This is a genomic window from Pseudomonas fluorescens, assembly GCF_041354075.1.
GTDB classification, from domain to species: Bacteria; Pseudomonadota; Gammaproteobacteria; order Pseudomonadales; family Pseudomonadaceae; genus Aquipseudomonas; species Aquipseudomonas fluorescens_CE.
This window is the reverse complement of sequence record NZ_JARZGC010000016.1, coordinates 111582-136523: the sequence shown is the minus strand read 5'-3', so window position 1 is coordinate 136523 and position 24942 is coordinate 111582. Positions and strand designations below refer to the sequence as shown.

The following is a 24942-nucleotide window of genomic DNA, read 5'->3' as shown; positions in this document are numbered from 1 at the left end:
GAACTCAGCAGTGAAACGATGCATCGCCGATGGTAGTGTGGGGTTTCCCCATGTGAGAGTAGGTCATCGTCAAGATTGAATTCCCAAACCCCTGTTTGCTAACGCAAACAGGGGTTTTGTCATTTACGGTTCTGTAAAAATGGCGCGATGAATCGCCGCCCAGCCTGCTGGCTACGCAAAACGCTTCAACACGTTGTTCATTGCATCATCGGCAAACCCCTGTACGAAGGCCTGGAATCCCGGTAGCGCTTCGGCGTCGTCCTGCGCGGGCTCGGCGATGATGGTCCAGGTCGCCCGGGACCGGACTTCATCCAGCGTCTCAACCGTCATTGCCGCCCACAGGCTGGCCACGCCCAGGGTGTTGTAGATCGTGGTCCAGGTCATGTAACGCTCCTGGTCATCCCGCGAGTTGAGCTGTTCGACGACCAGGTTGCCATCCTTGAAGAATTTCTTGCGCAGGCAGGAAATCCCTTCGCCAGTCATCTCGATGTGAGACAGCGCCGGGATGAACTGATCGAAACCGGCAAAGTTGCCGACCAGCGCCCAGACAGATCCGGCGTTCGCCGGGACCTCCACTGTCGACACGACGTGGCAGCCTTGAGGATTGCGGATCAGGGTATCGGGTTGCAGGGTTTTCATGGTTTCGCTCCGTTTGGATGAATCAGATGAAATTGATTTCCTTGAGGTAATCGCAGCCGCGGCGCAGTAGCGCCGGGGATTTTTCCGGGTAGTGAGCGCCCATCTGCCGTACGCCGGCCTGGGCGTTGTCGTGGCCGATCATGGAGATGTCGCCGATGTCTTCTTCGAAGCCGTTCAGATAGAAGCCGAGCACACCGAACAGCGCGTTGTCGCTGTCGACCCGGCCCAATTGCTGTTGCCAGTCGGCGACGCTGACCATGGAAAACTCCCGACCGGCTTCTCGAAAGGACGCGACGTAATCGTCCCAACTCAACGGTTCGGGGTTGTGCAGGTTGAACACCGCTTTGTCCGCGCTGTAGCGGCTGGCATGGAAGGCGATGAAACGGGCGAGAAAGTCCACGGGCATCAGGTCGAAGTTCAACGTGAACTCTGGCACCTGGCCCAGCTGGATCGAACCCTTGAGCATCAGCATCAGCCGATTTTTATGTGGTTGGCACACACCGGTGAGGCTGTTGAAGCTGATATTGCCCGGGCGATAGACATTGACCAGAACCCCGCGCTCGCGGGCGCGCTCCAGGATGCGTTCGCCGACCCATTTCGACAGGTTGTAGCCGTTCTTGATGTAGATCGGCGGCGTATTCGCGGCCGGCATTTCGAGCACCCGGCCATCGCTGGACAGGGTGCTGGAGGCCGACAGGGTCGAGACAAAGTTGAAGATTTTTTTGCTGCGCCCTTCGCACAGGCGCAGGCACTCGAAAATCGGCTCGACGTTATCCCGGACCAGTGAGCTGTAATCCAGCACGTGATTGACGTTCGCCGCGTTGTGCACAAGGGCGCCGAACTCACGGTCCAGCCGCTCGTAAACCTGGGGCTCAAGTCCCAGGGAGGGCTGTGTGATGTCTGCCGGGTAGACCCGCACCCGACTCAGGTCCAGATGCTCCAGGCGGTTTTCCCGCAAGGCCAGCGTGAAGCGCTCCCATGCCGTTTGCCCGGTGCCCTCGCGCACCAGGCAAGCGACCTCCCTGGCGCCCCAGGCCAGCAAAGCTTCGACGATGTGCACGCCGACAAAGCTGTTGGCACCGGTCACGATCACCTTGTGCACGTCGCCCATGCGGCTGACCGGCAGCGGCTGCACCTGCAGTTCGCGGAACGCATCATCAAGCGCCTGTTCGCTCAATACCTCTTCGGTGCCGGAGCCGCGTACCAGCGTCGCCAGTTTCGCGATGGTCGGCAGTTCGATGAAGCGATTGATCGAGATACTACGGCCGAATGCTTCCCGCAGCCTTAACAGCATGCGTGACAGAAGGATCGAGTGGCCGCCCAGGTTGAAAAAGCTTTCGTCGGTCGAAATCTCACTGGCGGGAAGCTCCAGCAAATCGGCCCAGATATCCCGCAACACGGCTTCATCCGCGCTCGCCGGCAAACGCAGCGACGGGTTGTCGGTGAGGCTGAAGGGTGTTTCCAGCAACGCCTTGCGGTCAACCTTGCCGTTGCTGGCGAACGGCATGCTCTCCAGCACCGTCCAGGCGCAGGGCTGCATGTAGTCCGGCAGCAGCCGGCTGGCATGGTTTTTCAACGCATCGCAGGCAGCCCCGGGACGCGTTTCCCGAGGCTGGGCCAGGAAAGCCAGGATCCGTCGCTGACTGTCGATGACCACCGCAACCTGCCGGTACAACTGACTGTCACGCAGGCAGCGTTCGATCTCTTCAGGCTCGACCCGAAAGCCGCGAATCTTCACCTGGTTGTCCCTTCGCCCGCACAGCTCGATGCCGACGTCGGTCCACTTTGCCATGTCACCCGTGCGATAGGCGCGCAGAGTCTGCCCGTCCGCCAGGTCCAGTTGCAGATAACGTTCGGCGGTCTGCTGTGGATTGTTGAGATAGCCCAGGCATACGCCCGGCCCGACGATATACAGCTCGCCAACGGTCTGTTCGGCCACCGGTTGAAAATCCTCGTCGAGAATCAGCACCTGGCTATTGGCGATCGGTGCCCCCAGCGTGCGATTGCTGTCGCCAGGGCTCAGTCGTCGCGCGGTGATCAGCACCGTGGCTTCGGTCGGACCGTAGAGGTTGTAGAGGTTACCCTGCCGGGTGAGCTGCTCGATGACCCAGGGTTCGCACACGTCGCCACCCGTCATGACATGCACCAGGCATTGCAGTTGCTCCAACGGCAGAATGCTCAACAGGGCCGGTGGCAAGAACGCATGGCTCAGCTGTTGCTGACGGATCAGCTCCACCAGTTGCAGAGGGTCACGCCGCTGGTCGTCGCTGGGCACTACCAGCCTGGCGCCTTGCAACAGGGTGGGAAAGATGTCGATCAGCGACGAGTCGAAGCTCAGCGACGAGAACTGCAGCGCGCAGCTGTCCTCGGTCAGTTGCACATAGTCGGCGTACCACGCCGTGAAGTGCGCCAGATTCGCCTGGCTGAGCGATACGCCCTTGGGGTGGCCGGTGGTGCCGGATGTGTAGAGCGCCATGCACGGCGCTTCGAGCGCTGGGCGGCAGCGCATCAGCGGCCGGCCGAGATCCACCCCATCGAGATTGATCGCGCAGATATCCAGGCTGGGCATCTGGTCCGCGAGCGGGTGCTGACCGTCATGCAACAGCAGCACAGCGCCGGCGTCCGACAGAATGTACTGCTGACGCTGCAAGGGATGGCTGGGCTCCAGCGGCAGGTATACCGCGCCGCTGCCGAGAATCGCCAGGATCCCTGCGTACAACGCGCTGCATTTGGGCAGGCAGATGCCCACCACCCAGGGCCCGGCGTGTGCCTCGAGCATCGGCTGCAAGCGCTGTGCAATGGCACGGCTGAGTGTGTGCAGCTCGCCATAGCTCAGGGATGCGCCGGCGATGCAGAGTGCCGGATGGTCGGCGGACTGGATCAACCGCTGCTCCAGGCGCTCGATCATCGGGATCTGCGCGAGTCGCTGCAAGCCGACATCAGCGGTCGCGTTGAGCCGATGAACGAAGGCGAGTCGCTCCAGAAACAGCAGGCTGTGCACCTGCTCGAAAGTCACCGGGTCCGTAGGTTCGGCCCGCAGAAAATAGTCCGCATCCCGGGAGAAACGACTGACCAGTAACGCGACATGATCGACGATTTGCGCCACCGCTCGCTGGCGCAGTGCCTGGCCGTTGCCGGAGGGCTCGGCAGCCACCGGCATGCGCGTCAGTTGCGTCGAACCCAGCAGGCAAAGCAGATCCAGCGGCGGTAGGCCGGAGGTCCCCACGACGCCGAGACCCAGGCGCAGGGTCAGTCGCGGCGCCTGGCCAGGCAGTTCGAACTCCAGGCTGGCGTCATCGATCAACAGGTCGAAATCGCCTGACGCTGGCGGGTCGAGGTCCTCCAGGCGTGTCAGTGAATGGCCGTGTTGTTCCAGCTCCAGTGCCAACTCGGCCAAGGCCAGGCTGCGGCCTATGAGCAAAATGTCGAGACGTCTCATGGTGTGCTCCTCGTTAAACCAGGTAGTCGCTCAAGGCGGCTTGAACGCACGGCGCATCGAGCAGCGAACTGCTGTGGAAAAACCGCACGATATTGGCGACCAGCGGGTGATGGCGGTTGATCGGGAACGCCAGGCCAGACACCTCGCGCTGGAGTGCCTGACGCGCGGCATCGCTGATCCGCAAGGCATCGATCAGGTGAAAGTCGAAGGATTTCTGGATGTCATTGGTCAGGTAATGGCCGATGAACACCGGCAGGATTTGTGCGATGCACTGCCGGTCTGCCTCATTCGCGGTGTGCCAGTAAATGCGCACCAATCGGGCCCAGAACCCGGAGTGTCGGCCCTCATCGAGCAAGTGATCAGCCATCAGTCCCTTGATCGATTGCTTGACGCTGTCGTCCTTGGCGAACGCTGCGACATCACCTGTCACCGTGTTCTCGGCAATGGCCACGCAGATCAGTTCCACAGCCGCACGCAGAGGCTCCGGTGCCAACGCGACAGCCGCCGGAATTGCACGGCTCAGCTCGATTTCCTTTGGCAGTTCGATCGGTGAGATGCCCGTCAGGGCAATGGTCTGCTGCATGAAGTCCATCGCCACCAAGGCGTGATAGTCCTCGTCGATCACCACCGTCATGGCGTCGTAGCGACAGGCAAACGGGAAGGGCACGGCGAAGCGATTCTTGGCGATGCTGCGGGCGGTTTTGTCGACGATCTCCGTCTCGAAAATCACCACATCGTTGATGAACTTGTAGAGCGTCTGCACCAGTGCGAAATCCCGTTGCTCCGGACATTCGCGCAAGAAGGTTTCGCTGAGGACCAGAGGCTGACGGCTGAGCGGGTAGATCAGCTTGTCGTCGTTTTCGAGGGTGCGGCGCGGGCGGGTACGGATGGTGGCGCGGCTTTCCCAGGCCTCGGCAAAGGATTGGTAGTCGGCGGCGTTCATGCGTTCACCTCCGCCAGCGGCTCGCCCATGCTCAGGCGCAGGCCGTCCCACAAGGCGATGCGGCTTTCCACGGCGGCGAGGGCGCTGGCATACACGTCCTCTTCCCGTTGCGGGTCGCCATCGATCAGCCGTGTCAGCAGTTTTTCCGCTGCCGGGCCATGGTCTTCGGAATCGACCTCGATATGCCGCTCCAGGTAATAGCGAAAGGTCGGCGCCTGCTCGATGCCGATACCCCAATCGTCGAGAATGCGTTGGAACATCTGTGGGATGACGCTTTCTCGTCCATGCAGAAATGCCGCCGCCACGCTATGGCCAGGCGCATGCAGGGCTGTGTGCAAGGTGTGGCGCACGAACTGTGCAGTAGCGGCGTCGACATCCACGCTTCGCAACGCCACGTCGTAACTCACACCTTCCTGTTGCAGCGTCACAAAACGCTCCACGGCGACGGTGCTGGCGCCGACTTCACGCATGGCATCGAGGTACAGCTCGAAATGACTGTAATGACCCTGGCCGGGCCGATCATCGGACTCTTCGCCAAGCACTATCTCGTTGATCAGCCTCGCGGCGTGTGGGTCCCTGGGTGGCAGCCAGGGCAACTGGACGCACGTCAGTTCCTGTTGCAGGCGTTTGGTCAGAGACATGAAGTCCCATACGGCAAATACATGGGACTCCATGAAACGTTGAAGTACCGAAAGAGAATGTATTTCAGAAAAGATAGGGTGCGAACTCAATTCTGCCTTTCTCTGAGCAAGACGTTCTTGAATCGATTTCATGGCGAGCCTATTAGTCAATGTATTGAATGGAGTGGAATCACTAAGTAACAGTTGCTTGAAGTTTTTGATGGGCGAGCGAGTACGGCAAACGCCTAATGCTGTCGGTGGCGTGCAGGTCACTGACTTGGCGCATTGCAACCAATACTGATGGGTGGCGGAGAAAAAGCTAATACACGAACTAATAGGGGGCAAGTAGTTTCTTGTTATTTTTAAGTTTAACTTTTCAGCGCATGATAAGTTCCACTAAAACTTGTGTCGCAAGTTTTATTTGGGCGTAGTTGCTCCTTCCGTCTTATATAAGTCGAAATGGGAATAAAGAGTGAATGCCTCACTCGAGCAACTTTCTAAGGGACGATATTCAGTTTGATTTTTCGAGGGGGAAGATGGCAGGGCGCCAAGACTTCCTTTTCCCGTGGCAAGACTCCTTCCGTAGGTTCTTGATGGGGGGGCAGTGCCGCTCGCGCGTCACCTCGCCCGTGTTTTATTGGCTGGCAGTCCCAAGAGTGAGCGTAAATCAAGGCAGCCGCTATCGCCGACCTGTCCTGTCGTCAGCGCAGGGATTGAACTCAAGGGAAAGAAGGACGAACGCCTTCGCAACAGGCGCCTGAGAGCAGGCGATACCTGCTCGGTCTGACTGTCGTAACGATTGTTTCTAGGCTTTTCTGCTTTGTGCCTGGGAGCTTTCGAGGTACCGGGTGATGACTTCGACGCCCCGATTGAGGTGTTGTTCTAGCAACTTCACCGTGCGCTCGATATCCCGCGCATGCGCCGCGTGCAACAACGCCCGGTGATCGTCCTGGGACAGTTTGCCCAGGCCCATGGCTTCCAGGTTGAAACGCAGGAAGCGTTCTTCCTCGTTCAAGCCTTCTTCGATCAGTTTCAATAACCGATGATTGGGGGCCTTGCCGTAGAGCGTCATGTGGAACAGGCGGTTGAGCCGACCGATCTCGGTGTAGTCATGCTCTGTTTCCAGCTGATCGATGTACCGGGCCGCCTGTTCGAAGTCCTCGGTGGTCAGAAGCGGGATCGACAGGCGCAGGGCTTCGGATTCCAGCAGGATGCGCAGTGCGTAGGTTTCGGCGGCATCGCCCTGGACCAGTGGCGCAACCACCGCGCCTTTGTGGGCGACTACATTGAGCAGGCCCTGTGCTTCCAGTTGGCGCAATGCTTCGCGCACCGGCATGCGGCTGACGCCGAACAGGTCAGCCAGGTCCTGCTGGCGCAGTGCGGTGCCACAGGGGATACGGCCGTCGAGAATGGCGGCGCGCAAGGTTTTCTCGATGACCGAGCGGGCCACGTAGGCGGGAATCGGCCCGTTGACCTTGATGCTGTTGAGCGGGTTGGGTTTTTGTGTCACTACAACGCACCCTGATGGCTGATAGATTGGATCCAAACTGACACTAGTGACTGCCCCAAAACTTGTCAAACGTGCATGTTAAACAACTTGTACAAGAAGCTTAGCGCGCTCTCGGCGATCTCATCGTGCCATTGTCTTTTAACCGGCTAACCTTCACCATCAATCGATTCCACCTGCCTACATGGATGCCTCGCATTGGCGGCAAGTTTCGCAATCCCCCGGACTTTACGCTGGCTAGGCGGCGCGTTGCTGCTGGCCGGCATGCTGTCGGGCGGTTTGCATGCCGACTGGGATTTTTCCCTGATCAGCCGCAAGGCGCAGGCATTGTACGGACCTTTGGGCGCAGGTCAGCAACGAATTGATGCCTGGCAGCACCTGTTGGCCACCCAGAAGCAGGTCAGCGAACTTGAGAAGCTCAAGGTCGTCAATCTGTTCTTCAACCGGCAGGTACGCTATCAGGAAGACATCGACCTGTGGCACACGGTCGATTACTGGGAAACGCCGATCGAAGCCCTGTGGAAGGGGGCCGGCGATTGCGAAGACTACGCCATCGCCAAATATTTCAGCCTGCGCCACCTCGGCGTTTCCAGCGACAGGCTGCGCATCACCTACGTCAAGGCCCTGACCCTGAATCGCGCGCACATGGTGCTGACGTACTACGCCAGCCCGGATGCCGTGCCGCTGGTGCTCGACAGCCTGATTGACGCGATCAAACCCGCCAGCCAACGAACCGACCTGCTGCCCGTCTACGCTTTTAATGCCGAGGGGGTGTGGTTGCCGGGTGCCAAGGGCAATACGAAAGTCAGCGATACCAAGCGTTTGTCCCGCTGGCAGGATGTTCTGAAGAAAATGCAGGCCGAAGGTTTTCCGGTCGAGACGACTAATTAGGAGCACGCGCTCAGATGTCTTTGTTCAAACAGCTGTTGATCGCAATCTGTCTGTTCCTGGTGGTCGCCTTCACCGGCAGCTTCATGGTCAGCCTGGAAAGTTCGCGCACTCAATACGTCAACCAGTTGCGCTCCCACGCGCAGGACGCGGCGACGGCTTTGGCGCTGTCGTTGACACCGAACATCGACGATCCGGCGATGGTCGAGCTGCTCGTCAGCTCGATTTTCGACAGTGGTTATTACGCGAGCATCCGCGTTGTCGACCTGTCGAATGACCAGACGCTGGTGGAGCGCAGCGGCAGTCCGGCGGTGAGCAATGTGCCGGACTGGTTCGTCAAGCTGATCGGTCTGGAACCGGCAGGCGGCGATGCGATTGTCAGTCGTGGCTGGGAGCAGGCGGCGCGGGTCGAGGTGGTCAGCCATCCGATGTTCGCCATTGCCAAGCTGTGGCAGAGCGCGCTGGGCAGCCTCGGCTGGCTGCTGCTCTGCGGTGCGGTCAGCGCGGGGCTGGGCGCCTTGCTGCTGCGCCGGCAACTGAAACCGCTGGACTACATGGTCCAGCAATCCCACGCCATTGCCCGTCGGGAATTCCTCAGCCTGCCCGACCTGCCGCGCACCCCGGAATTGCGCCGTGTGGTCCAGGCCATGAACCAGATGGTCGAGAAGCTCAAGGCACTGTTCCAGGAGCAAGCCGAGCGCAGCGAAAAATTGCGTGACGAGTCCTATCAGGATGCGTTGACCGGTTTGGCCAACCGACGCTATTTCGAGATGCAACTCAATGCCCGGGTGAGCAACCCCGAGTTGGCGAGTTCGGGTTATCTGTTGTTGTTGCGGGTCAAGGACCTTGCCGGGCTGAACCAGCGCCTGGGTGGCCAGCACACTGACGAGTTGCTCAAGGCCGTCGGCCAGCAACTGCTGCGCGAATGCGCCAGGTATCCAGAGACCCTCAATATGGTGACGAGGGTCCGTGGCGGGGAGTTTGCCGTGCTGGCGCCAGGGTTGATGCATGCCGAAGCGCTGCAACTGGCGCAACACCTGGACCTGGCCCTGACCAGCCTGCACGCGACGGGTGCCACCGACGTGGCGGCGGTGGCCTACATCGGTCTGGCGCCGTTCAAGTTTGGCGACTCACCGCAGGCAGTGCTTGGCCTGGCCGATCAGGCACTCGCCCAGGCGGAAGGTCAGGGCGATTCGCGGTGGGTCTGCCTGGATCACAGCGCGCCCTTCACCCTTGGCGATGACCATCATGCCTGGCACCGCTTGCTCGATCAGGCGCTGAATCAACGGCGGTTCGAGTTGTATTTCCAACCGGTGGTCGCCAGCCAGGACACCGCGCTGGTGCTGCATTACAAGGTACTGTCGCGGCTGATCGACGAACAGGGCCAGGCCATCCCCGCTGGCCGCTTCCTGCCGTGGCTGGAGCGCTTCGGCTGGGCCGCACGCCTGGATCGCCTGATGCTGGAGCAGGTGATCGAGCAGATGCCGGCCCATCAGGCATCACTGGCGCTGAACCTGTCTTCGGCGACGCTGACCCATCCCCAGGCGTTGGGCAAGGTCCTGGATATTCTGCGTGCGCACTCCAACCTTGGCCCACGGCTGGTCCTGGAAATCGGCGAGGAACAACTGCCGGAGCAGGCGAAGCTGGAAGACCTCATGCGCCGCCTGCGCGGGATCGGTTTCTCGCTGGGGCTGCAACACTTTGGCGGCCGTTTCAGCATGATCGGCAACCTGGCGCGGCTGGGGCTGGCGTACCTGAAGATCGATGGCGTGTATATCCGTGCGATCGATCACGAGGGTGACAAGCGCCTGTTCATCGAGGCGATACAGCGGGCGGCGCACAGCATCGACCTGCCGCTGATTGCCGAGCGGGTCGAGACCGAAGGGGAACTGGCGGTGATTCGCGAGATGGATATCTTTGGCGTGCAGGGGCAGTTGGTGGGTGAGCCCAGGCCCTGGCAATAACGCGTTAAATCAAGCCGACCTCATCGTCGTCTTCCACCAGGTGACTCAAGCCACCCAGGGCTTCCCGCGCCTGGGAGCGGTCCATGAGCTTGGCCTGGGCGGCGGCCGGCAGGTCGGTGACGCGGATCACGCCTTTATCGGTCAGGACCTGAATCAGGTCGTCGAGTACCCGGATCATGTCCAGGTCACTCTGTTTCAACTGCTTGAGCTGTTTGATCTGCTGCAATTGTTTGTGGCTGGTGGCCACGACCTCGCTGGCGAACCATTCCTGCAGGTCAGGGTGATCCGCCGGCAGGGTTTCAGTGGACCCGGCATACGCCTCGGCCTCCACGCGCGTCAATTGGCCGTCCGTATTGCGTTGCACGTAGAACATCGAGCGTCCCTCAAATGTTGAGCAGCGTCATCCTGTCAGCAGCATAGGCGAAATAAGCCATATGGTTATTCGCTAACGGTATTTAAACTCACGTTCTTATACCTATAAAGTCAACCTCCTGCGTACCTGCCGACCAATCGGCGCGCCGCACGACACGAACCAACACGGGACATCCGTGAGTTTCTGATCGACGTGCGCGCCCTGAGCGTGCCGTGCGTGGGAGTGATTTTATGTCTGTCGTCTCTGCAACCCGCAACATTGCACCGCAAACCTTCGAGATTCGCCCGTTCGAGGGCGTCGTCGGTGCCGAAATCATTGGCCTCGACCTGTCCCGGCCACTCAATGACCAGGATTTTGCCCGCATTCATCGCGCTCATCTGGATCACCATGTCGTGGTGTTCCGCGACCAGCGCATCACTCCCGAACAACAGATCGACTTCAGCCGCCGTTTTGGCGTGTTGCAGATCCATGTGCTCAAACAGTTCCTGCTGACCGGGCACCCGGAAATCCTGATCGTCTCCAACATTATCGAAAACGGCCAATCCATCGGACTTGGTGACGCCGGGAAATTCTGGCACTCCGACCTTTCCTACAAGGAGCTGCCCAGCCTGGGCTCGATGCTGCATGCCCAGGAGTTGCCGCCCGAAGGCGGCGATACCCTGTTCGCCGACATGCACAAAGCCTGGGACAACCTGCCTGACGCGCTGCGCAAGGTCGTCGAAGGGCGTTCGGCGGCGCACTCGTACACGGCACGCTACAGCGAGACCAAGTTCGAAGGCAATTGGCGCCCGACCCTGACGCCGGAGCAACTGGCCCAGGTCGCTGAAGTCATTCATCCGGTTGTCCGCACACACCCGGAAAACGGCCGCAAGGCGCTGTTCGTCAGCGAGGGGTTCACCACGCGGATCGTCGGTCTGCCGGAGGACGAGAGCAAGCAATTGCTCGATGAACTCTACGCCCACAGCGTGTTGCCGCAGAACATCTACCGCCATCAATGGCAGCCCCACGACCTGGTGTTCTGGGACAACCGCTCGTTGATCCACCTGGCGGCCGGATGCCCGAGCCACCTGCGCCGCAAGTTGTATCGCACCACCATCCAGGGCGACGCGCCTTTCTGATTTCTTGGAGTACGACCATGTCCAAACGTCTTCCATTCGCGCCGCTGGCGGCGGCCATCGGGCTCGGGTTCAGCCTGATCGCTGGCAGCCTGGTGGCGCCGAGCGTGGCCCACGCCGAAGGTGAAATCCGCATCGCCGAACAGTTCGGCATCGTTTATCTGCTGCTCAATGTGGTGCGCGATCAGAACCTGATCGAGAAGTACGGCAAGCAGGAAGGCATCGACATCAAGGTCGACTGGACACAGCTCTCGGGCGGGGCGGCGGTCAACGATGCGTTGCTCTCGGGCTCGATCGATATTGCCGGCGCCGGTGTCGGGCCGCTCCTCACCATCTGGGACCGTACCCACGGCAAGCAGAACGTCAAGGCGGTCGCTTCGCTGGGCAACTTCCCTTACTACCTGGTGAGCAACAACCCCAAGGTCAAGACCATTGCCGACTTCTCCGAGAAGGACCGCATCGCCGTGCCGGCGGTGGGCGTGTCGGTGCAGTCGCGCTTCCTGCAATACGCGGCGGCCAAGCAGTGGGGCGACAAGGAATTCAATCGCCTGGACAAATACACTATCGCCGTTCCGCATCCCGATGCCACCGCCGCGCTGATTGCCGGCGGCACCGAGTTGACCGGGCATTTCTCCAATCCGCCGTTCCAGGACCAGGCACTGGCCAACCCGGACGTGCATGTGGTGTTGAACACCTATGACCTGCTCGGCCCGAACTCGCCGACGGTGCTGTTCGCCACGGAAAAATTCCGCAACGAGAACCCGAAAACCTACAAGGCGTTCGTCGAGGCGCTGACCGAAGCTGCGCAATTTGCCCAGAACGACAAAGGCGCTGCCGCCGACACCTACATCCGCGTGACCAAGGCGAAAATCGACCGTGCCGCGCTGCTGAAAATCATCGACAACCCGCAGTTCGAATTCAGTGTCACGCCGAAAAACACCTACCCGCTCGCCGAATTCCTCTACCGCGTCGGCGCAATCAAGAACAAACCGGATTCGTGGAAGGATTACTTCTTCCAGGACGCCAAACCGCTACAAGGGAGCTGATCGACATGAACGCCCCATTGCCAGGCCACACGGTCAGCAAACCGAACGCCACCGCCCAGGCGCTGTTGTCGGTGGATAACGTAAGCCTCGAATACCGCACGCCCCAGCGTGTGGTTCGGGCGACTCATCAAGTGAGCTTCGAGATCGATCCGGCGGACCGTTTTGTCCTGCTGGGTCCCTCCGGTTGCGGCAAATCGACCTTGCTCAAGGCCGCCGCCGGTTTCATCCAGCCGGTCGAAGGCGAGATCCGCCTGCAAGGTCAGCGGATCGACGCGCCGGGCCCGGACCGCATCGTGGTGTTCCAGGAGTTCGATCAACTGCCGCCCTGGAAGACCGTCAAGCAGAACGTCATGTTTCCCTTGCTGGCGTCGAAAACCCTCAAGCGCAAGGAAGCCGAAGAGCGCGCCTTGCACTACCTGGAAAAGGTCGGGCTGGCGGCGTTTGCCGATGCCTACCCGCACACCCTGTCGGGCGGCATGAAGGCGCGAGTGGCGATCGCCCGGGCCTTGGCGATGCAACCGAAAATCCTGCTGATGGACGAACCCTTCGCCGCCCTCGATGCACTGACCCGGCGCAAGATGCAGGAAGAATTGCTGCTGCTCTGGGAGGAGGTGCGCTTCACGCTGCTGTTCGTCACACACTCCATCGAAGAGGCGCTGGTGGTCGGCAACCGCATCCTGTTGCTGTCGCCGCATCCAGGGCGGGTGCGGGCGGAAGTCCACAGCCATCAATACGATTTGCACAGCCTGGGCGGCGTGGCGTTTCAGGAATCGGCGCGACGGATTCATCGTTTGCTGTTCGAAGAGGGGCAGTCGCCGGAAACCGAGCGTGAGCTGGATTTCGCCGATATCCGCATCGCTTATTGAGCCAGTTGAGAGGAGGGCCCGATGAGCCATTTATCATCCCCGCGTGAAGAATTCGAAACCGTGCTGCCGGCGCTGACCGATGTGTCGCTGGAGCGTGAACTGCCGCTTGGCCAGCGCCTGTGGCAACAGGGCTGGATCCGCAAGGGTCTGATCCTGATTGTGCTCGCGCTGGTCTGGGAGGCCGTCGCCCGCTATCAGAACAACGACCTGTTGCTGCCCAGTTTCGTGCAGACCGCTCAGGCGCTGTATGGCGGGTTGGTCAGTGGCGAGTTGCTGGGCAAGGTGTGGATCTCCCTGGTGGTGCTGGTCAAGGGCTACCTGATCGGCATCGTCCTGGCGTTCGCCCTGACCACGCTGGCGGTGTCGACCCAGTTGGGGCGCGACCTGCTGAGCACGCTCACGTCCATGTTCAACCCGTTGCCGGCCATCGCCCTGCTGCCACTGGCGCTGCTGTGGTTCGGGCTGGGGCAGAACAGCCTGATCTTCGTGCTGGTGCATTCGGTGCTGTGGGCCTTGGCGCTCAATACCTACGCCGGCTTTCTCGGCGTCTCGGAAACCCTGCGCATGGCCGGGCGCAATTACGGTTTGAAAGGCATGCGCTTCGTGCTGTTCATCCTGATTCCGGCGGCGTTGCCGTCGATTCTTGCCGGGCTGAAGATCGGCTGGGCCTTCGCCTGGCGCACCTTGATTGCGGCGGAACTGGTTTTCGGCGCCACCAGCGGCAAGGGCGGTTTGGGCTGGTACATCTTCCAGAACCGCAACGAGCTGTATACCGACAAGGTGTTCGCCGGGTTGGCGGTGGTGATTCTGATCGGCCTGCTGGTGGAGAACCTGGTGTTTGACACTCTTGAGCGGGTGACGGTGAAGCGGTGGGGGATGCAGCGGTAGTTCTTTTCTGTCCGGGACGGCCCCATCGTCGGAATGCCGCCCAGAGCAAGCCCGCTCCCACAGGTTTCATGTCGGATACAAGAATCACGTCTGCTGAAATCCACTGTGGGAGCGGTCTTGCCCGCGAAGGCGTCAGACCACACAACACATATCACCAATGTTGTTTGCTAGCATTGCGCCTGAAGCAATCTCCCTCCATCACGAGTGCTCAGTATGCAACTGCCCGACATGAACCTTCTGGTCGCCCTCGACGCCCTGCTCGACGAGGGCAGCGTGGTGGGCGCGGCGCGGCGGATGCACCTGAGCCCGGCGGCGATGAGCCGGACGCTGACGCGCATTCGCGAGGCCATCGGCGATCCGATTCTGGTACGGGCCGGGCGTGGCCTGGTGCCGACACCCAAGGCGCTGGAGTTGCGCGACCAGGTACGTGAGCTGGTGGAGCAAGCCGCACAGCTGTTTCACTCGGCGCGGGTGTTGGAGCTGGCGAGTCTGCGCCGACGCTTCAGCATTCGCGCCAACGACTTCTTCGTCGGCGTCTACGGCGGCAAGCTGTTCGACACCCTGGAGCGGCAGGCACCCCATTGCGAACTGCGCTTTGTGCCCGAAGGCGATAGCGATGATGAGGCCTTGCGCGAGGGGCGCATCGACCTTAGCGTCAGCAACAACCGCCCGTTGATGCCGGAAGTGAAGGTGCAGACGCTGTTCACCACGCAATTCGTCGGCCTGGTGCGCGAAGACCACCCGTTGCTGGAAGAAGAGATCACGGCCGAGCGCTTTTCCGGTTTTTCCCACGTCAGTGTGTCCCGGCGCGGCATCGCTCGTGGGCCGATCGATACCGCGCTCAACGCCCTGGGGCTGGAGCGCCGGGTGGCGGTGATTGCGCCGAGTTTTCATGCGGCCATGTTCGCCCTGCCGGATTCCGACCTGATCCTCCCGGTGCCCCGGGAAACGCTGTCGAGCGTACGCCGCCTCGGCTTGAAACTGCGTTCTTTCACCTTGCCGCTGCCGTTGCCGACTTTGGTGCTGACGCAGGCCTGGCATCCGCGGTTTGACAACGACCCGGTGCACCACTGGTTGCGCGAAACGGTCAAGACTTGCTGCGACGAAACCTGGCAGGCCTCGCAGATCTGACGACGGTATTAGCGGTTCATACCTATAGATGGTGTTCCCTCTGTCGCGTGGGTGTTAGTTTTTTTCCTCATGGATGAGTGTCTGCGGGCTGTGCACTAACGTGCGCTGACCTCACTCGATAGATGCGTCTGGTGCATTTATACATTGCCGATAAGTCAGTTTTCGTCAGTGATCACCGTCCGTAAACTGCCTGCCTATTTTTCCGGAGTTTGAACCGATGACCTCCCTGACGGCCTCGGCGCCGTTGGCTGCGCCTGCGCCAGCCGCCGCAGCCCAGCCATTTGGCTTTCGGATCATCATTGGCCTGGTGGGCGTGCTGGTGGCTGTGCTGGCCTCGGGCCTGAACGAGATGGTGACCAAGGTCGCACTCGCCGACATCCGTGGCGCCCTGGCCATCGGTTATGACGAGGGCACGTGGCTGGTGGCCAGCTATGCGGCGACCTCCGTAGCCGCCGCCGCTTTCGCGCCCTGGTGCGCGGTGACGCTGTCCCTGCGGCGCTTCACCCTCTGGGCCATCGGCATTTTCGCTGTGCTCGGTGTGCTGAGCCCCTTCGCCCCGAACTATGAAACCCTGCTGCTGATGCGCATCCTGCAAGGCCTTGCCGGAGGCGCATTACCGCCGATGCTGATGACCGTGGCCCTGCGTTTTCTGCCGGCCAATGTAAAGCTGTACGGCCTGGCGGGTTATGCCCTGACGGCGACGTTCGGCCCCGGGTTGGGCACCCCGTTGGCGGGGTTGTGGACCGAGCACGTGGGCTGGCAGTGGACGTTCTGGCAAATCATCGTGCCGAGCCTGCTCGCCATGGTCGCGGTGGCCTACGGCCTGCCCCAGGATCCGCTGCGCCTGGAACGCTTCAAACAATTCAACTGGCGGGGATTGCTGCTGGGTTTCCCGGCGATCTGCATGCTGGTGATCGGCATTCTCCAGGGCAATCGACTGGACTGGTTCGAGTCGAGCCTCATCAGCGGATTGCTCGTCGGTGGACTGCTGCTGCTCGTTCTGTTCCTGATCAATGAATGGTCGCACCCCGTACCCTTTTTCAATCTGCAGATGCTCGGCATCCGCAACCTGTCATTCGCCTTGCTGACGCTGGCCGGGGTGCTGGTGATCCTGACGTCGGTGGTCATCCTGCCGTCCAGCTACCTGGCGCAGGTCCAGGGTTATCGCCCGGTCCAGACCGCGCCGATCATGTTGATCGCCGCATTGCCGCAGTTGCTGGCGCTGCCGCTGGTGGCGGCGCTGTGCAACCTGCGTTGGGTGGATTGTCGCTGGGTGCTGGGCATCGGCCTGGGCATGCTGGCGCTGTCGTGCATCGGTGGTTCACAGCTGACTTCGGTATGGATTCGTGACGATTTCTATGGGCTGCAACTGCTGCAGATTTTCGGCCAGCCGATGGCAGTGTTGCCGCTGCTGATGCTCGCCACCGGCAGTATCTCGCCCCTGCAAGGCCCGTTTGCCTCGGCCTGGTTCAACACCGTCAAGGGCCTGGCAGCGGTGATCGCCACCGGGGTGATCGAGGTGCTGACCACCTCGCGATTGCACTTTCATTCGACCATGTTGGTGGACCGCCTCGGCAATTCACCACTGGCCGACGGCGACAGCGCGGGCCTTGCCCATCGGCTGCATGAGCAGGCCGTGGTGCTGACTGCCTCGGATATCTACCTGTGCATGGCCGGTGTCGCCCTGGTGCTGATCCTGCTGATTTTCTGGCTGCCGACGCGGATGTACCCGCCGCGCGCGCCGACTTGAACGCTCCCTTGAAACTGAAGGTTTTTATGACGACTCAATCAAAGCAAAAAGTGGCCATCGCGGTTGCCGTCGTGGTGGCGGTGGGCGTGCTGGTCTGCTGGCTGGCGCCGGGGCTGTTTGGCAAGCGCACCCAGCAGACCACCAACGATGCCTATGTCTCCGCCGATTACACCCTGGTGGTGCCGCGCGTCGCCGGGTTCATCAAGGAGGTCTATGTCGAGGACAACCAGCAGGTCAAGGCCGGGCAATTGCTGGCACTGATCGATGACCGCGACCTGCGTGCCGCCGCCCAGGCGGCCGACGCCGAAACCCTGGTGGCGCGAGCTCAGTTGCAGAACACCCGGGCGACCCTGGAACGGCAGGTGTCGGTGATCGCCCAGGCTCAAGCCTCGGTGGTCGCGGCCAAGGCGGAAATGGCGTTCGCCGAGCATGAATTGAAGCGCTACAACCACCTGGCCGGCGTGGGCGCTGGCACGGTCCAGAATGCTCAGCAAGCCCGCACCCGAATCGAACAGGCCACGGCCAGGCTGGCGAATGCGAGCGCCGTGCTGGCGGCGGAACGCAAGCAAGTGGACATTCTCACGGCGCAACGCGATGCGGCGGACGGTGGCCTGAAACGCGCGCAAGCAGCGCTGGAAATCGCCAGTTTCGAGTTGTCCTACACCCGTATCGTCGCGCCGCAGGACGGCATGGTCGGCGAGCGGGCGGTGCGTGTCGGCGCGTACGTTACGCCGGGCAGCAAGTTGCTGGCGGTGGTGCCGCTGACCCAGGCGTACGTGGTCGCCAACTTCCAGGAAACCCAACTGACCAACGTGCAGCCGGGGCAAGACGTGCAGGTGAGCGTCGATAGCCTGGGCGGGGAAATCCTGCTGGGTCGGGTGGAGAGCATCGCGCCGGCCACCGGGGTGACTTTCGCTTCGATCAAACCGGACAACGCCACCGGCAACTTCACCAAGGTGGTGCAGCGCATTCCGGTGAAGATCGTGCTCGAGCCGGGTCAACCCCTGGCGGATCGGCTGCGGGTGGGGATGTCGGTGGAGGCCCGTATCGATACGGCCGACAGCGGCAAGCGTGAGGTGGCGCAGCAATGAAGATTTGTGTTGCCGGCGCTGACGCCATCGCGAGCAGGCTCGCTCCCACAAAGAGCGGGGCTCAGCGATGGCGTCAGCCCCCACTCGCCTTGAGTGCCCTGCTCGTCATGAGCCTGTCTGCCTGCACCGTCGGCCCCGACTTCCAGAAACCGCACGCCCAGCAGATCGCCGAATGGTCAACGCCGCAGAAAAACGCCCCCAGCCAGGCCGTTGCCCAGACACTGAGCGAACGCTGGTGGGAGGTGTTCCAGGACGCCAAACTGTCAGCCCTGATGCAGCGCGCATTGACCGACAACCTCGACCTGAAACTCGCCAGCAGCCGCTTGCAGCAAAGCCGTGCGGTGCGCCAGGTGATCACGGCCGATCGCTACCCCAACACCGCCGCGACCGCCAGCTACGGGCACAGACGCAACAGCGGCGAAGGCCTGAGTGACCCGTCGGGCAAGCAGGGCGATGCGGCGTTCAACCTGTGGGACGCCGGCTTCTCGGCCTCCTGGGAGCTGGATTTCTGGGGCCGCGTCAGGCGTGAAACCGAAGCTGCCGATGCGACCCTGGAAATCGCAGAAAACGACCAGCGCGGCGTGCTGCTGTCGGTGCAAGCCGAAACGGCTCAGGACTACATCCAGCTGCGCGGCGTGCAAAACACCCGGGCCGTCACCGAGCAGAACCTCGAGGTTGCGCGCCATAGCCTGGAATTGTCCCGGCTGCGTCTGGCGGATGGCGTGGCCACCGACCTGGACGTCGCCGAAGCCGCCGCGCAAGTGGCCGCCATCGAGTCGCGATTGCCGGCGCTGGAACAACGCCAGTCGCAACTGATCAACGCCCTGAGCCTGTTGATGGGCGAGCCGCCGCAGGCGCTGCAGGCCGAGTTGGCCGCCGACGCGCCGGTGCCGCAAACGCCGCGTCAGGTTGCGATCGGCCTGCCGTCGGAACTGGCCGAGCGCCGTCCGGACATTCGTCAGGCCGAAGCTCGTCTGCATGCGGCCACGGCGAACATAGGCGTGGCCAAGGGCGACTTCTATCCGCGCATCACCCTGTCGGGCAACCTCGGTTCACAAGCGATGCAACTGAGCGATTTCGGTTCATGGGGTTCGCGGGCCTTCAGCATCGGCCCGCAAATGAGCCTTCCATTGTTCGACGGCGGCCGCCTGCGCGGCGTGCTCAAGCTGCGCGAGGCCCAGCAGCAGGAAGCCGCGATTGGCTACCAGCGGACCGTGCTGCGTGCCTGGCATGAAATCGACGATCAACTGACGGCGTATAACGCCAGCCAGCTGCGCCGCGACAGCCTCGCCGAAGCGGTGCACCAGAACCAGATCGCCCTGCAAACTGCGAAACAGCAGTACGTGGAAGGGGTGGTGGATTTCGTCAACGTCCTCACCGTGCAGGCCGATTTGCTCGCGACCCAGCAGCAATGGGTCGAGAGCTCGACCGGGGTGTCGCTGGCGATGATCGGGTTGTACAAGGCGCTGGGCGGCGGATGGCAGTCGGTCTATCCATTGGCGGCGCAACGCTGAGGGCGATTGATGGCCAGCTGATGCCGTCGCTGTGAATGGTTTTGCCAGCCGCTGCGTTAAGTGTAATGATAATTGCTATCAATCACGCGCGCAGATTCTCCCATGGACGCAGCAACTGGCGGCAACGACTCCCTTCATCGTCTCTACCGCGAGAACCATGGCTGGCTGCAAGGCTGGTTGCGCAAGCGCCTGGGTGACCGGGAGCACGCGGCGGATGTGGCGCAGGATACGTTCTTGCGCCTGCTGGTGTCGGGGCGCATGCCCGGCCCGCTGGAAAGTCGCAGCTACCTGACGCAGATCGCCCGCAACCTGGTGATCGACCAGTGGCGACGTCTGCGCATCGAGCGCGCCTACCTGGAAAGCATCGCGCACCTGCCGGAGCCGGAGTCGCCCTCCCTCGAAACCCGGGCGTTGATCCTTGAAACCCTGACGCAAATCGATGCAATGCTCGATCGCATGCCGAACAACGTGCGCCAGGCCTTTCTGCTTTCACAATTCGAAGGCTTGAGCTACGCGCAAATCGCCGAACGGCTCGAGGTGACGGTCAGCTCGGTGCAGAAATACATGACCCGGGCGATTCTGGCCTGTTATCAACTGGTCTATGAATCGTGAGCCGTGCCCACGACGCACCCATCGATCCGGCGATCGTCGAGCAGGCCAGTGAATGGCTGATGCTGCACTGGGGTGGTGAGCTGGATGCTGAAAAGCGTCTGGCCTTCGCCCGGTGGCAGCAGGCTCACCCGGAACATCAGCGCGCCTGGCAGCGATTGCAGCAACTGCAGCAGACCTTCGGCTCGGTGCCGGCGGGTTGCGCGCGGGCGGTATTGCGTGACAGCCCCGATCCCCAGCGTCGTGCCGCGCTGAAGATGCTCGGCCTGTTGCTGGTCGCGGGCGGCAGCGGCTATCTGCTGCAAGGCCAGGTGTCCTGGCGCGCCACCTTTGCCGAACACCGCACCTCCACCGGCGAGATCCGCCACATGACCTTGAGCGATGGCACGCGGCTGGACCTCAACAGCGACAGTGCCGTCGATCTTCGTTTCACCGACCAGGAGCGCCGGATCAAGCTGATCAGGGGCGAGGTGCTGCTCACCAGCGGGCACGACCCGGCCCGGCCGTTGATCGTGGAAACCGCCAGCGGTGACGTCCAGGCACTGGGCACGCGGTTTTCCGTGCGCGAGATGGATGACGGTGCCCGTGTCGAACTCTATGAAGGACAGTTGCGGATCAGCCCTCGACAGGGCGCTTCAGTGCTCATGGAGGCGGGCCACAGCCTGTGGTTCAACGCAGGCGGTGCAGGCATGATGCAGCCGGCGAACGTCAATGCCAGCAGTTGGAGCCAAGGTCGCCTGGTGGCCGAGCGTCAGCCATTGGGGCGTTTCCTGGCGGAGCTGGCGCGTTATCGACCGGGCTGGATTCGTTGCGATGAGGCGGCCTCGTCGCTGTTGCTGACCGGCGTATTTCCCCTCGACGACACGGATGCGGTCCTCGCCGCCCTCGAACGCACATTGCCGGTACAGGTCGAGTCCGTGACCCGTTACTGGGTGACGGTGAAACGCCGCGCTTGACCTGCAAAAAAAATTTCGCCAGCGCTTGTCGGTTTTCATGCCCCGCTCGGGATACCTCTTGAAAGCAAATCAAGAAGCATTCTCACGGGGAGTTCCAGAATGCCACATCGCCCAAAACAGAAGATTTTCCCGCTCAATCGCGTCTTGCGCCGTGGCGTATTGGCCACCTTTCTGGCCACCACGCCGCTGTTGCCGAATCTGGCGCTGGCCGAAGAGGCCAGCGTGAGCCAGGCGCGTCAGTACAGCATCGCCGCCGGCAACCTCGATCAGGTTCTCAATCGTTTTGCCAGCGAGGCGGGCATTCTGCTGTCGGTGGATGCGCAGCTCACCGAAGGCAAGCGCAGCGCCGGGCTCCAGGGTCGTTTCGACGTGAACCAGGGGCTTGAACGGGTGTTGGCGGGCAGTGGATTGCAGGCCGTCTATGCCCAGGGCGGATGGTCGTTGCAGCCGATCGCGCAAAGCGGTCCGCTGCAGTTGGGGGCGACGCGCGTCAGTGCGCCCGAAACCCGGGAAAACGCCTGGGGCCCGGTCGACGGCATCGTCGCCAAACGCAGTGCGACCGGGACCAAGACCGACGCGGCGCTGGTGGAAATCCCGCAGACCATCAACGTCGTCACCGCCGCCGAAATCAGCTCGCGCAATGCACAGAGCGTCACCGAAGCCCTGCGCTACACGCCGGGCATCACCGGGGGCGGATTCTCCGACCGGGTGAAGATTTTCGACGAGCCGACCTCGCGCGGGTTCTCGCCCACGCCGCTGTACCTCGATGGCTTGCACCTGCCCTATGGCGGCGGCAGCACCGGCGGCGCGCTGCAGATCGAGCCGTACTCGCTGGAGCGCATCGAAGTGCTCAAGGGCCCGGCGTCGGTGCTGTACGGGCAGAACCAGCCGGGCGGGATCGTCAACCTGGTCAGCAAGCGTCCGACCGAAGAAGGCTTGCATCAGGTCAAGTTCGAGGCCGGCAGCTACGATCATAAAAGCGCCGCCATTGACCTCGGTGGCCCGCTGGATGATGAAGGCAAGTTTCTGTATCGCCTGACTGCACTGGCCAACGACAGCCAGGATGAGATCGACTACGTCAAGGACAAGCGTCAGTTCATTGCCCCGAGCTTTACCTGGCGCCCGGGTGAGGACACCAGCCTGACCCTGTTCGCCCAGTACCAGAAGGACGAAGGGGTTCCCGAGGCGCAAGGCCTTCCGGCTGTCGGTACGCTGTTCGATAACCCCAATGGCAAGATCGACCGCGACCTGTTCCTCGGTGAACCGGGTGTCAATGACTACCACCGCGAGCAGTACGCCTTCGGCTACGAATTTTCCCATCGCCTGAACGACGTCTGGACCCTGAAGCAGAACGCACGGTATGCCCGGGTCAACGACCACTACACCGCCCCCCTGCATGGTTACCGCTTCGTTGCCAACCCGATTACCGGAGCCAACGATCAGCGCTATCAGACCCGCTACGGCGTCAACTGGCAGCAGGACAACAAGGTCTTCGGTGTGGATAACATCGCCCAGGCCGAATTCGACACCGGGCCGCTCAGCCATACGGCCATCGTCGGCGTCGATTACTACCACTTCAACTCGAAATTCGACGGCTTGTACGACTACAACCCGCCGATCATCGACCTGTTCACCCCCGTCTACGGCCAATCGCTGAATTTCGGCAATAACTATCGCTGGGATAACACCGTTACCCAGACCGGTCTGTATGCGCAGGACCAGATCAAGCTCGACCAGTGGGTCTTCGTGCTGGGCGGCCGCTACGACTGGGCGAAAACCGATAACAAGCAGCCACTCACCGACGTTCATACCAGCAGCAAGGACGAGAAATTCACGGGCCGTGCCGGGATCGTCTATCTATTCGATAACGGGGTGGCGCCTTTTGTCAGCTATTCGGAATCGTTCCTGCCCCTGACCGGCACCAGTGCGCAGGGAAGTCCGTTCGACCCTTCCACCGGCAAGCAGTACGAGGCCGGCGTGAAGTATCAGCCGCCGGGGCAGAACAGTTTCGTGCAGATTTCCGCGTATGAGCTGGAGCAGGAAAACATCCTGACCACTGACCTGGGCAATCCCGGTTTCAGCAACCAGAGCGGTGCCATTCGCTCCAAGGGCATCGAGTTCGAGGCCAAGGCCGAGTTGAGCGAATCCTGGGACGTGATCGCTTCGGCGTCGCGCAACGACATCAAATACACCAAGGACAACGACGGTCGTAAAGGCCGCCATCCGGCAGGCAATCCACCGCTGACCGCCGCCTTGTGGGTCAATTACTTCGTGCGGGGCGACACGCCGCTGGCCGGGATCGGCGCCGGGGTGGGCGCACGTTACGCGCGCAGCAACTATGGTGATGACTACGAAGGTGCGTTTCAGGTTCCGTCCTACACCGTGTACGACGCGAGCCTGACGTACGACCTGGGCCTGTCGGCCTTCCGCCTCAAGGGCGTGAAGCTCGCGCTGAACGTGAAAAACCTCGCTGACAAGGAATACGTCGCCAGTTGCAGAAGCCAGTGGGATTGCTACTACGGCGATGGCCGGACAGTCGTCTCCAGCCTGTCTTACGACTGGTAAGCCGCAGAGGTCCAGGCTGAGATGTGCGCCGCCCCCGTTGCAAGGGGCGGCGTTTGCGCCTGATTGACCCCTTACCATGAACCAGGAGTACGACATGCAATCCCCGATGCACAGCCTTCCATCCCTGTTCAAGCAACTCGGCTTGCCGAACGACCCCGTCAGCATCGATCAATTCATCGCCACCCATTCGCCGCTCAAGCCCGAGCTGCACCTGGCAGACGCGTTTTTCTGGAGCAAAAGCCAGGCGGCGTTCTTGCGTGACGAGATTCTGGAGGATGCCGATTGGGCGGAGGTGGTGGATCAGCTGGATGTGTTGTTGAGGAAAGGGCGGGGGGTGTGAAAACTCCTGCAACGTATTTCCTTAGCTTTCCGACGTTGCTCGAAATCTAAAAATAGACCAAAATTCAGGACTTATTAGAGGTCCTATTTATGCAAAGTGTACTCGCCGATATGGCCGTCAGCGTGTCTGAACTGAAGAAAAATCCCTCTGCTGTCTTGAGCGGTGGACACGGCGGCCCCGTAGCAGTGCTCAATCACAATCGGGTCATGGGATACATGGTCCCGGCAGATGTGTTCGAAGCCATGATGGAGCGTCTTGACGACATCGAGCTCGCTGAGATCGTGCGTTCCCGCCGGCATGAAACACCCGTCCCGGTAAGCCTGGATGACCTATAAGCTCGAATTTTTGCCATCCGCTCGCAAGGAGTGGGACAAGCTCGGACATACGGTACGCGAGCAGTTCAAGAAGAAACTGGTAGAGCGACTCGAGTTGCCTCGCGTTCCGGTCGACGCCCTCCATGGGATGCCTGATTGCTACAAGATCAAGTTGAGATCGTCGGGATACCGACTGGTGTACGAGATCATTGATGAGCGAGTGGTAATTTCTGTCGTCGCAGTCGGTAAGCGTGAGCGTAGCGCTGTGTACAAGCTGGCCCGTAAACGCTGAGAAGCAAGGCTTTCAACACGCTCCAGCCTGGGGCAGTAATTTGTATCAAAACTTGACCGACCTCCCTCTCCAATGACATATTGATAGTTAGC

At 61.4% G+C, this 24942-nt stretch carries 22 protein-coding genes and 1 rRNA gene; 17 read left to right on the top strand and 6 right to left on the bottom strand.

Annotation, left to right across the window (positions count from 1 at the left end; all coding sequences use genetic code 11):
* Window positions 1–75: ribosomal RNA gene (gene rrf, locus QIW53_RS27295) — 5S ribosomal RNA — on the top strand; the annotation flags it as partial.
* A 96-nt stretch (window positions 76–171) separates the two neighbouring features.
* On the opposite strand, the gene QIW53_RS19650 is transcribed toward rrf, so the two are convergent.
* From QIW53_RS19650 to QIW53_RS19630, 5 genes are all read right to left on the bottom strand, one after another.
* Window positions 172–639: an SRPBCC family protein gene (locus QIW53_RS19650; protein WP_371051296.1), complete on the bottom strand. Its 468-nt coding sequence runs from the start codon at window positions 637–639 to the stop codon at window positions 172–174.
* Window positions 640–661: 22 nt separating this feature from the next.
* A complete protein-coding gene (locus QIW53_RS19645) occupies window positions 662–4078 on the bottom strand; it encodes an amino acid adenylation domain-containing protein (RefSeq protein ID WP_371051295.1) in 3417 nt (1138 codons plus the stop codon).
* A gap of 13 nt (window positions 4079–4091) precedes the next feature.
* On the bottom strand, window positions 4092–5021 hold the full coding sequence (locus tag QIW53_RS19640) for a diiron oxygenase (protein ID WP_371051294.1): 930 nt from the start codon (window positions 5019–5021) through the stop codon (window positions 4092–4094).
* Window positions 5018–5794, bottom strand: a complete 777-nt coding sequence (locus tag QIW53_RS19635; RefSeq protein WP_371051293.1) for a DUF3050 domain-containing protein — start codon at window positions 5792–5794, stop codon at window positions 5018–5020. The genes QIW53_RS19640 and QIW53_RS19635 overlap by 4 nt, the downstream gene beginning before the upstream one ends.
* Window positions 5795–6446: 652 nt before the next feature.
* A complete protein-coding gene (locus QIW53_RS19630; RefSeq protein WP_371051292.1) occupies window positions 6447–7151 on the bottom strand; it encodes a GntR family transcriptional regulator in 705 nt (234 codons plus the stop codon).
* Window positions 7152–7346: 195 nt separating this feature from the next.
* On the opposite strand from QIW53_RS19630, the gene lapG reads away from it, so the two are divergent.
* Together lapG and lapD are read left to right on the top strand one after the other, a co-directional pair.
* On the top strand, window positions 7347–8039 hold the full coding sequence (lapG, locus tag QIW53_RS19625) for a cysteine protease LapG (RefSeq protein WP_371051291.1): 693 nt from the start codon (window positions 7347–7349) through the stop codon (window positions 8037–8039).
* A gap of 14 nt (window positions 8040–8053) precedes the next feature.
* Window positions 8054–10000 carry a cyclic di-GMP receptor LapD gene (gene lapD, locus QIW53_RS19620; RefSeq protein ID WP_371051290.1) on the top strand — a complete coding sequence of 649 codons (1947 nt, stop codon included), beginning with the start codon at window positions 8054–8056 and terminating at the stop codon, window positions 9998–10000.
* Between the two features lie 4 nt (window positions 10001–10004).
* Here the strand turns inward: lapD and QIW53_RS19615 are convergent, their stop codons facing one another.
* Entirely contained in the window at window positions 10005–10373 is a 369-nt protein-coding gene (locus QIW53_RS19615; RefSeq protein WP_371051289.1) for a tryptophan synthase subunit beta, read from the bottom strand.
* 230 nt (window positions 10374–10603) lie between these two features.
* On the opposite strand from QIW53_RS19615, the gene QIW53_RS19610 reads away from it, so the two are divergent.
* From QIW53_RS19610 to QIW53_RS19545, 14 genes are all read left to right on the top strand, one after another.
* Window positions 10604–11491: a TauD/TfdA dioxygenase family protein gene (locus tag QIW53_RS19610; protein ID WP_371051288.1), complete on the top strand. Its 888-nt coding sequence runs from the start codon at window positions 10604–10606 to the stop codon at window positions 11489–11491.
* A 17-nt stretch (window positions 11492–11508) separates the two neighbouring features.
* On the top strand, window positions 11509–12534 hold the full coding sequence (locus QIW53_RS19605; protein ID WP_371051287.1) for an ABC transporter substrate-binding protein: 1026 nt from the start codon (window positions 11509–11511) through the stop codon (window positions 12532–12534).
* A 5-nt stretch (window positions 12535–12539) separates the two neighbouring features.
* A complete protein-coding gene (locus QIW53_RS19600; RefSeq protein WP_371051286.1) occupies window positions 12540–13400 on the top strand; it encodes an ABC transporter ATP-binding protein in 861 nt (286 codons plus the stop codon).
* A gap of 21 nt (window positions 13401–13421) precedes the next feature.
* Entirely contained in the window at window positions 13422–14288 is an 867-nt protein-coding gene (locus QIW53_RS19595; RefSeq protein WP_371051285.1) for an ABC transporter permease, read from the top strand.
* 213 nt (window positions 14289–14501) lie between these two features.
* Entirely contained in the window at window positions 14502–15419 is a 918-nt protein-coding gene (locus tag QIW53_RS19590; protein ID WP_371051284.1) for a LysR family transcriptional regulator, read from the top strand.
* A 217-nt stretch (window positions 15420–15636) separates the two neighbouring features.
* On the top strand, window positions 15637–17169 hold the full coding sequence (locus tag QIW53_RS19585) for an MFS transporter (protein WP_371051283.1): 1533 nt from the start codon (window positions 15637–15639) through the stop codon (window positions 17167–17169).
* A gap of 26 nt (window positions 17170–17195) precedes the next feature.
* A complete protein-coding gene (locus QIW53_RS19580) occupies window positions 17196–18260 on the top strand; it encodes an HlyD family secretion protein (RefSeq protein WP_371051282.1) in 1065 nt (354 codons plus the stop codon).
* Window positions 18257–19774: an efflux transporter outer membrane subunit gene (locus QIW53_RS19575; protein ID WP_371051281.1), complete on the top strand. Its 1518-nt coding sequence runs from the start codon at window positions 18257–18259 to the stop codon at window positions 19772–19774. The genes QIW53_RS19580 and QIW53_RS19575 overlap by 4 nt, the downstream gene beginning before the upstream one ends.
* Before the next feature lie 102 nt (window positions 19775–19876).
* Window positions 19877–20386 carry a sigma-70 family RNA polymerase sigma factor gene (locus QIW53_RS19570; protein WP_371051280.1) on the top strand — a complete coding sequence of 170 codons (510 nt, stop codon included), beginning with the start codon at window positions 19877–19879 and terminating at the stop codon, window positions 20384–20386.
* The gene (locus QIW53_RS19565) at window positions 20383–21339 is read left to right on the top strand and encodes a FecR domain-containing protein (RefSeq protein ID WP_371051279.1); all 957 of its coding nucleotides are present in this window, start codon (window positions 20383–20385) and stop codon (window positions 21337–21339) included. Before QIW53_RS19570 ends, QIW53_RS19565 begins: the two co-directional genes overlap by 4 nt.
* A 99-nt stretch (window positions 21340–21438) precedes the next feature.
* Window positions 21439–23904, top strand: coding sequence for a TonB-dependent siderophore receptor (locus QIW53_RS19560; protein WP_371051278.1), 2466 nt, complete (start codon window positions 21439–21441; stop codon window positions 23902–23904).
* Between the two features lie 94 nt (window positions 23905–23998).
* Window positions 23999–24244, top strand: a complete 246-nt coding sequence (locus QIW53_RS19555) for a DUF2789 domain-containing protein (RefSeq protein ID WP_371051277.1) — start codon at window positions 23999–24001, stop codon at window positions 24242–24244.
* An 89-nt stretch (window positions 24245–24333) separates the two neighbouring features.
* The gene (locus tag QIW53_RS19550) at window positions 24334–24579 is read left to right on the top strand and encodes a type II toxin-antitoxin system Phd/YefM family antitoxin (protein WP_371051276.1); all 246 of its coding nucleotides are present in this window, start codon (window positions 24334–24336) and stop codon (window positions 24577–24579) included.
* Window positions 24569–24850 carry a type II toxin-antitoxin system RelE family toxin gene (locus tag QIW53_RS19545; protein WP_371051275.1) on the top strand — a complete coding sequence of 94 codons (282 nt, stop codon included), beginning with the start codon at window positions 24569–24571 and terminating at the stop codon, window positions 24848–24850. Before QIW53_RS19550 ends, QIW53_RS19545 begins: the two co-directional genes overlap by 11 nt.
* Window positions 24851–24942: the final 92 nt, after the last annotated feature.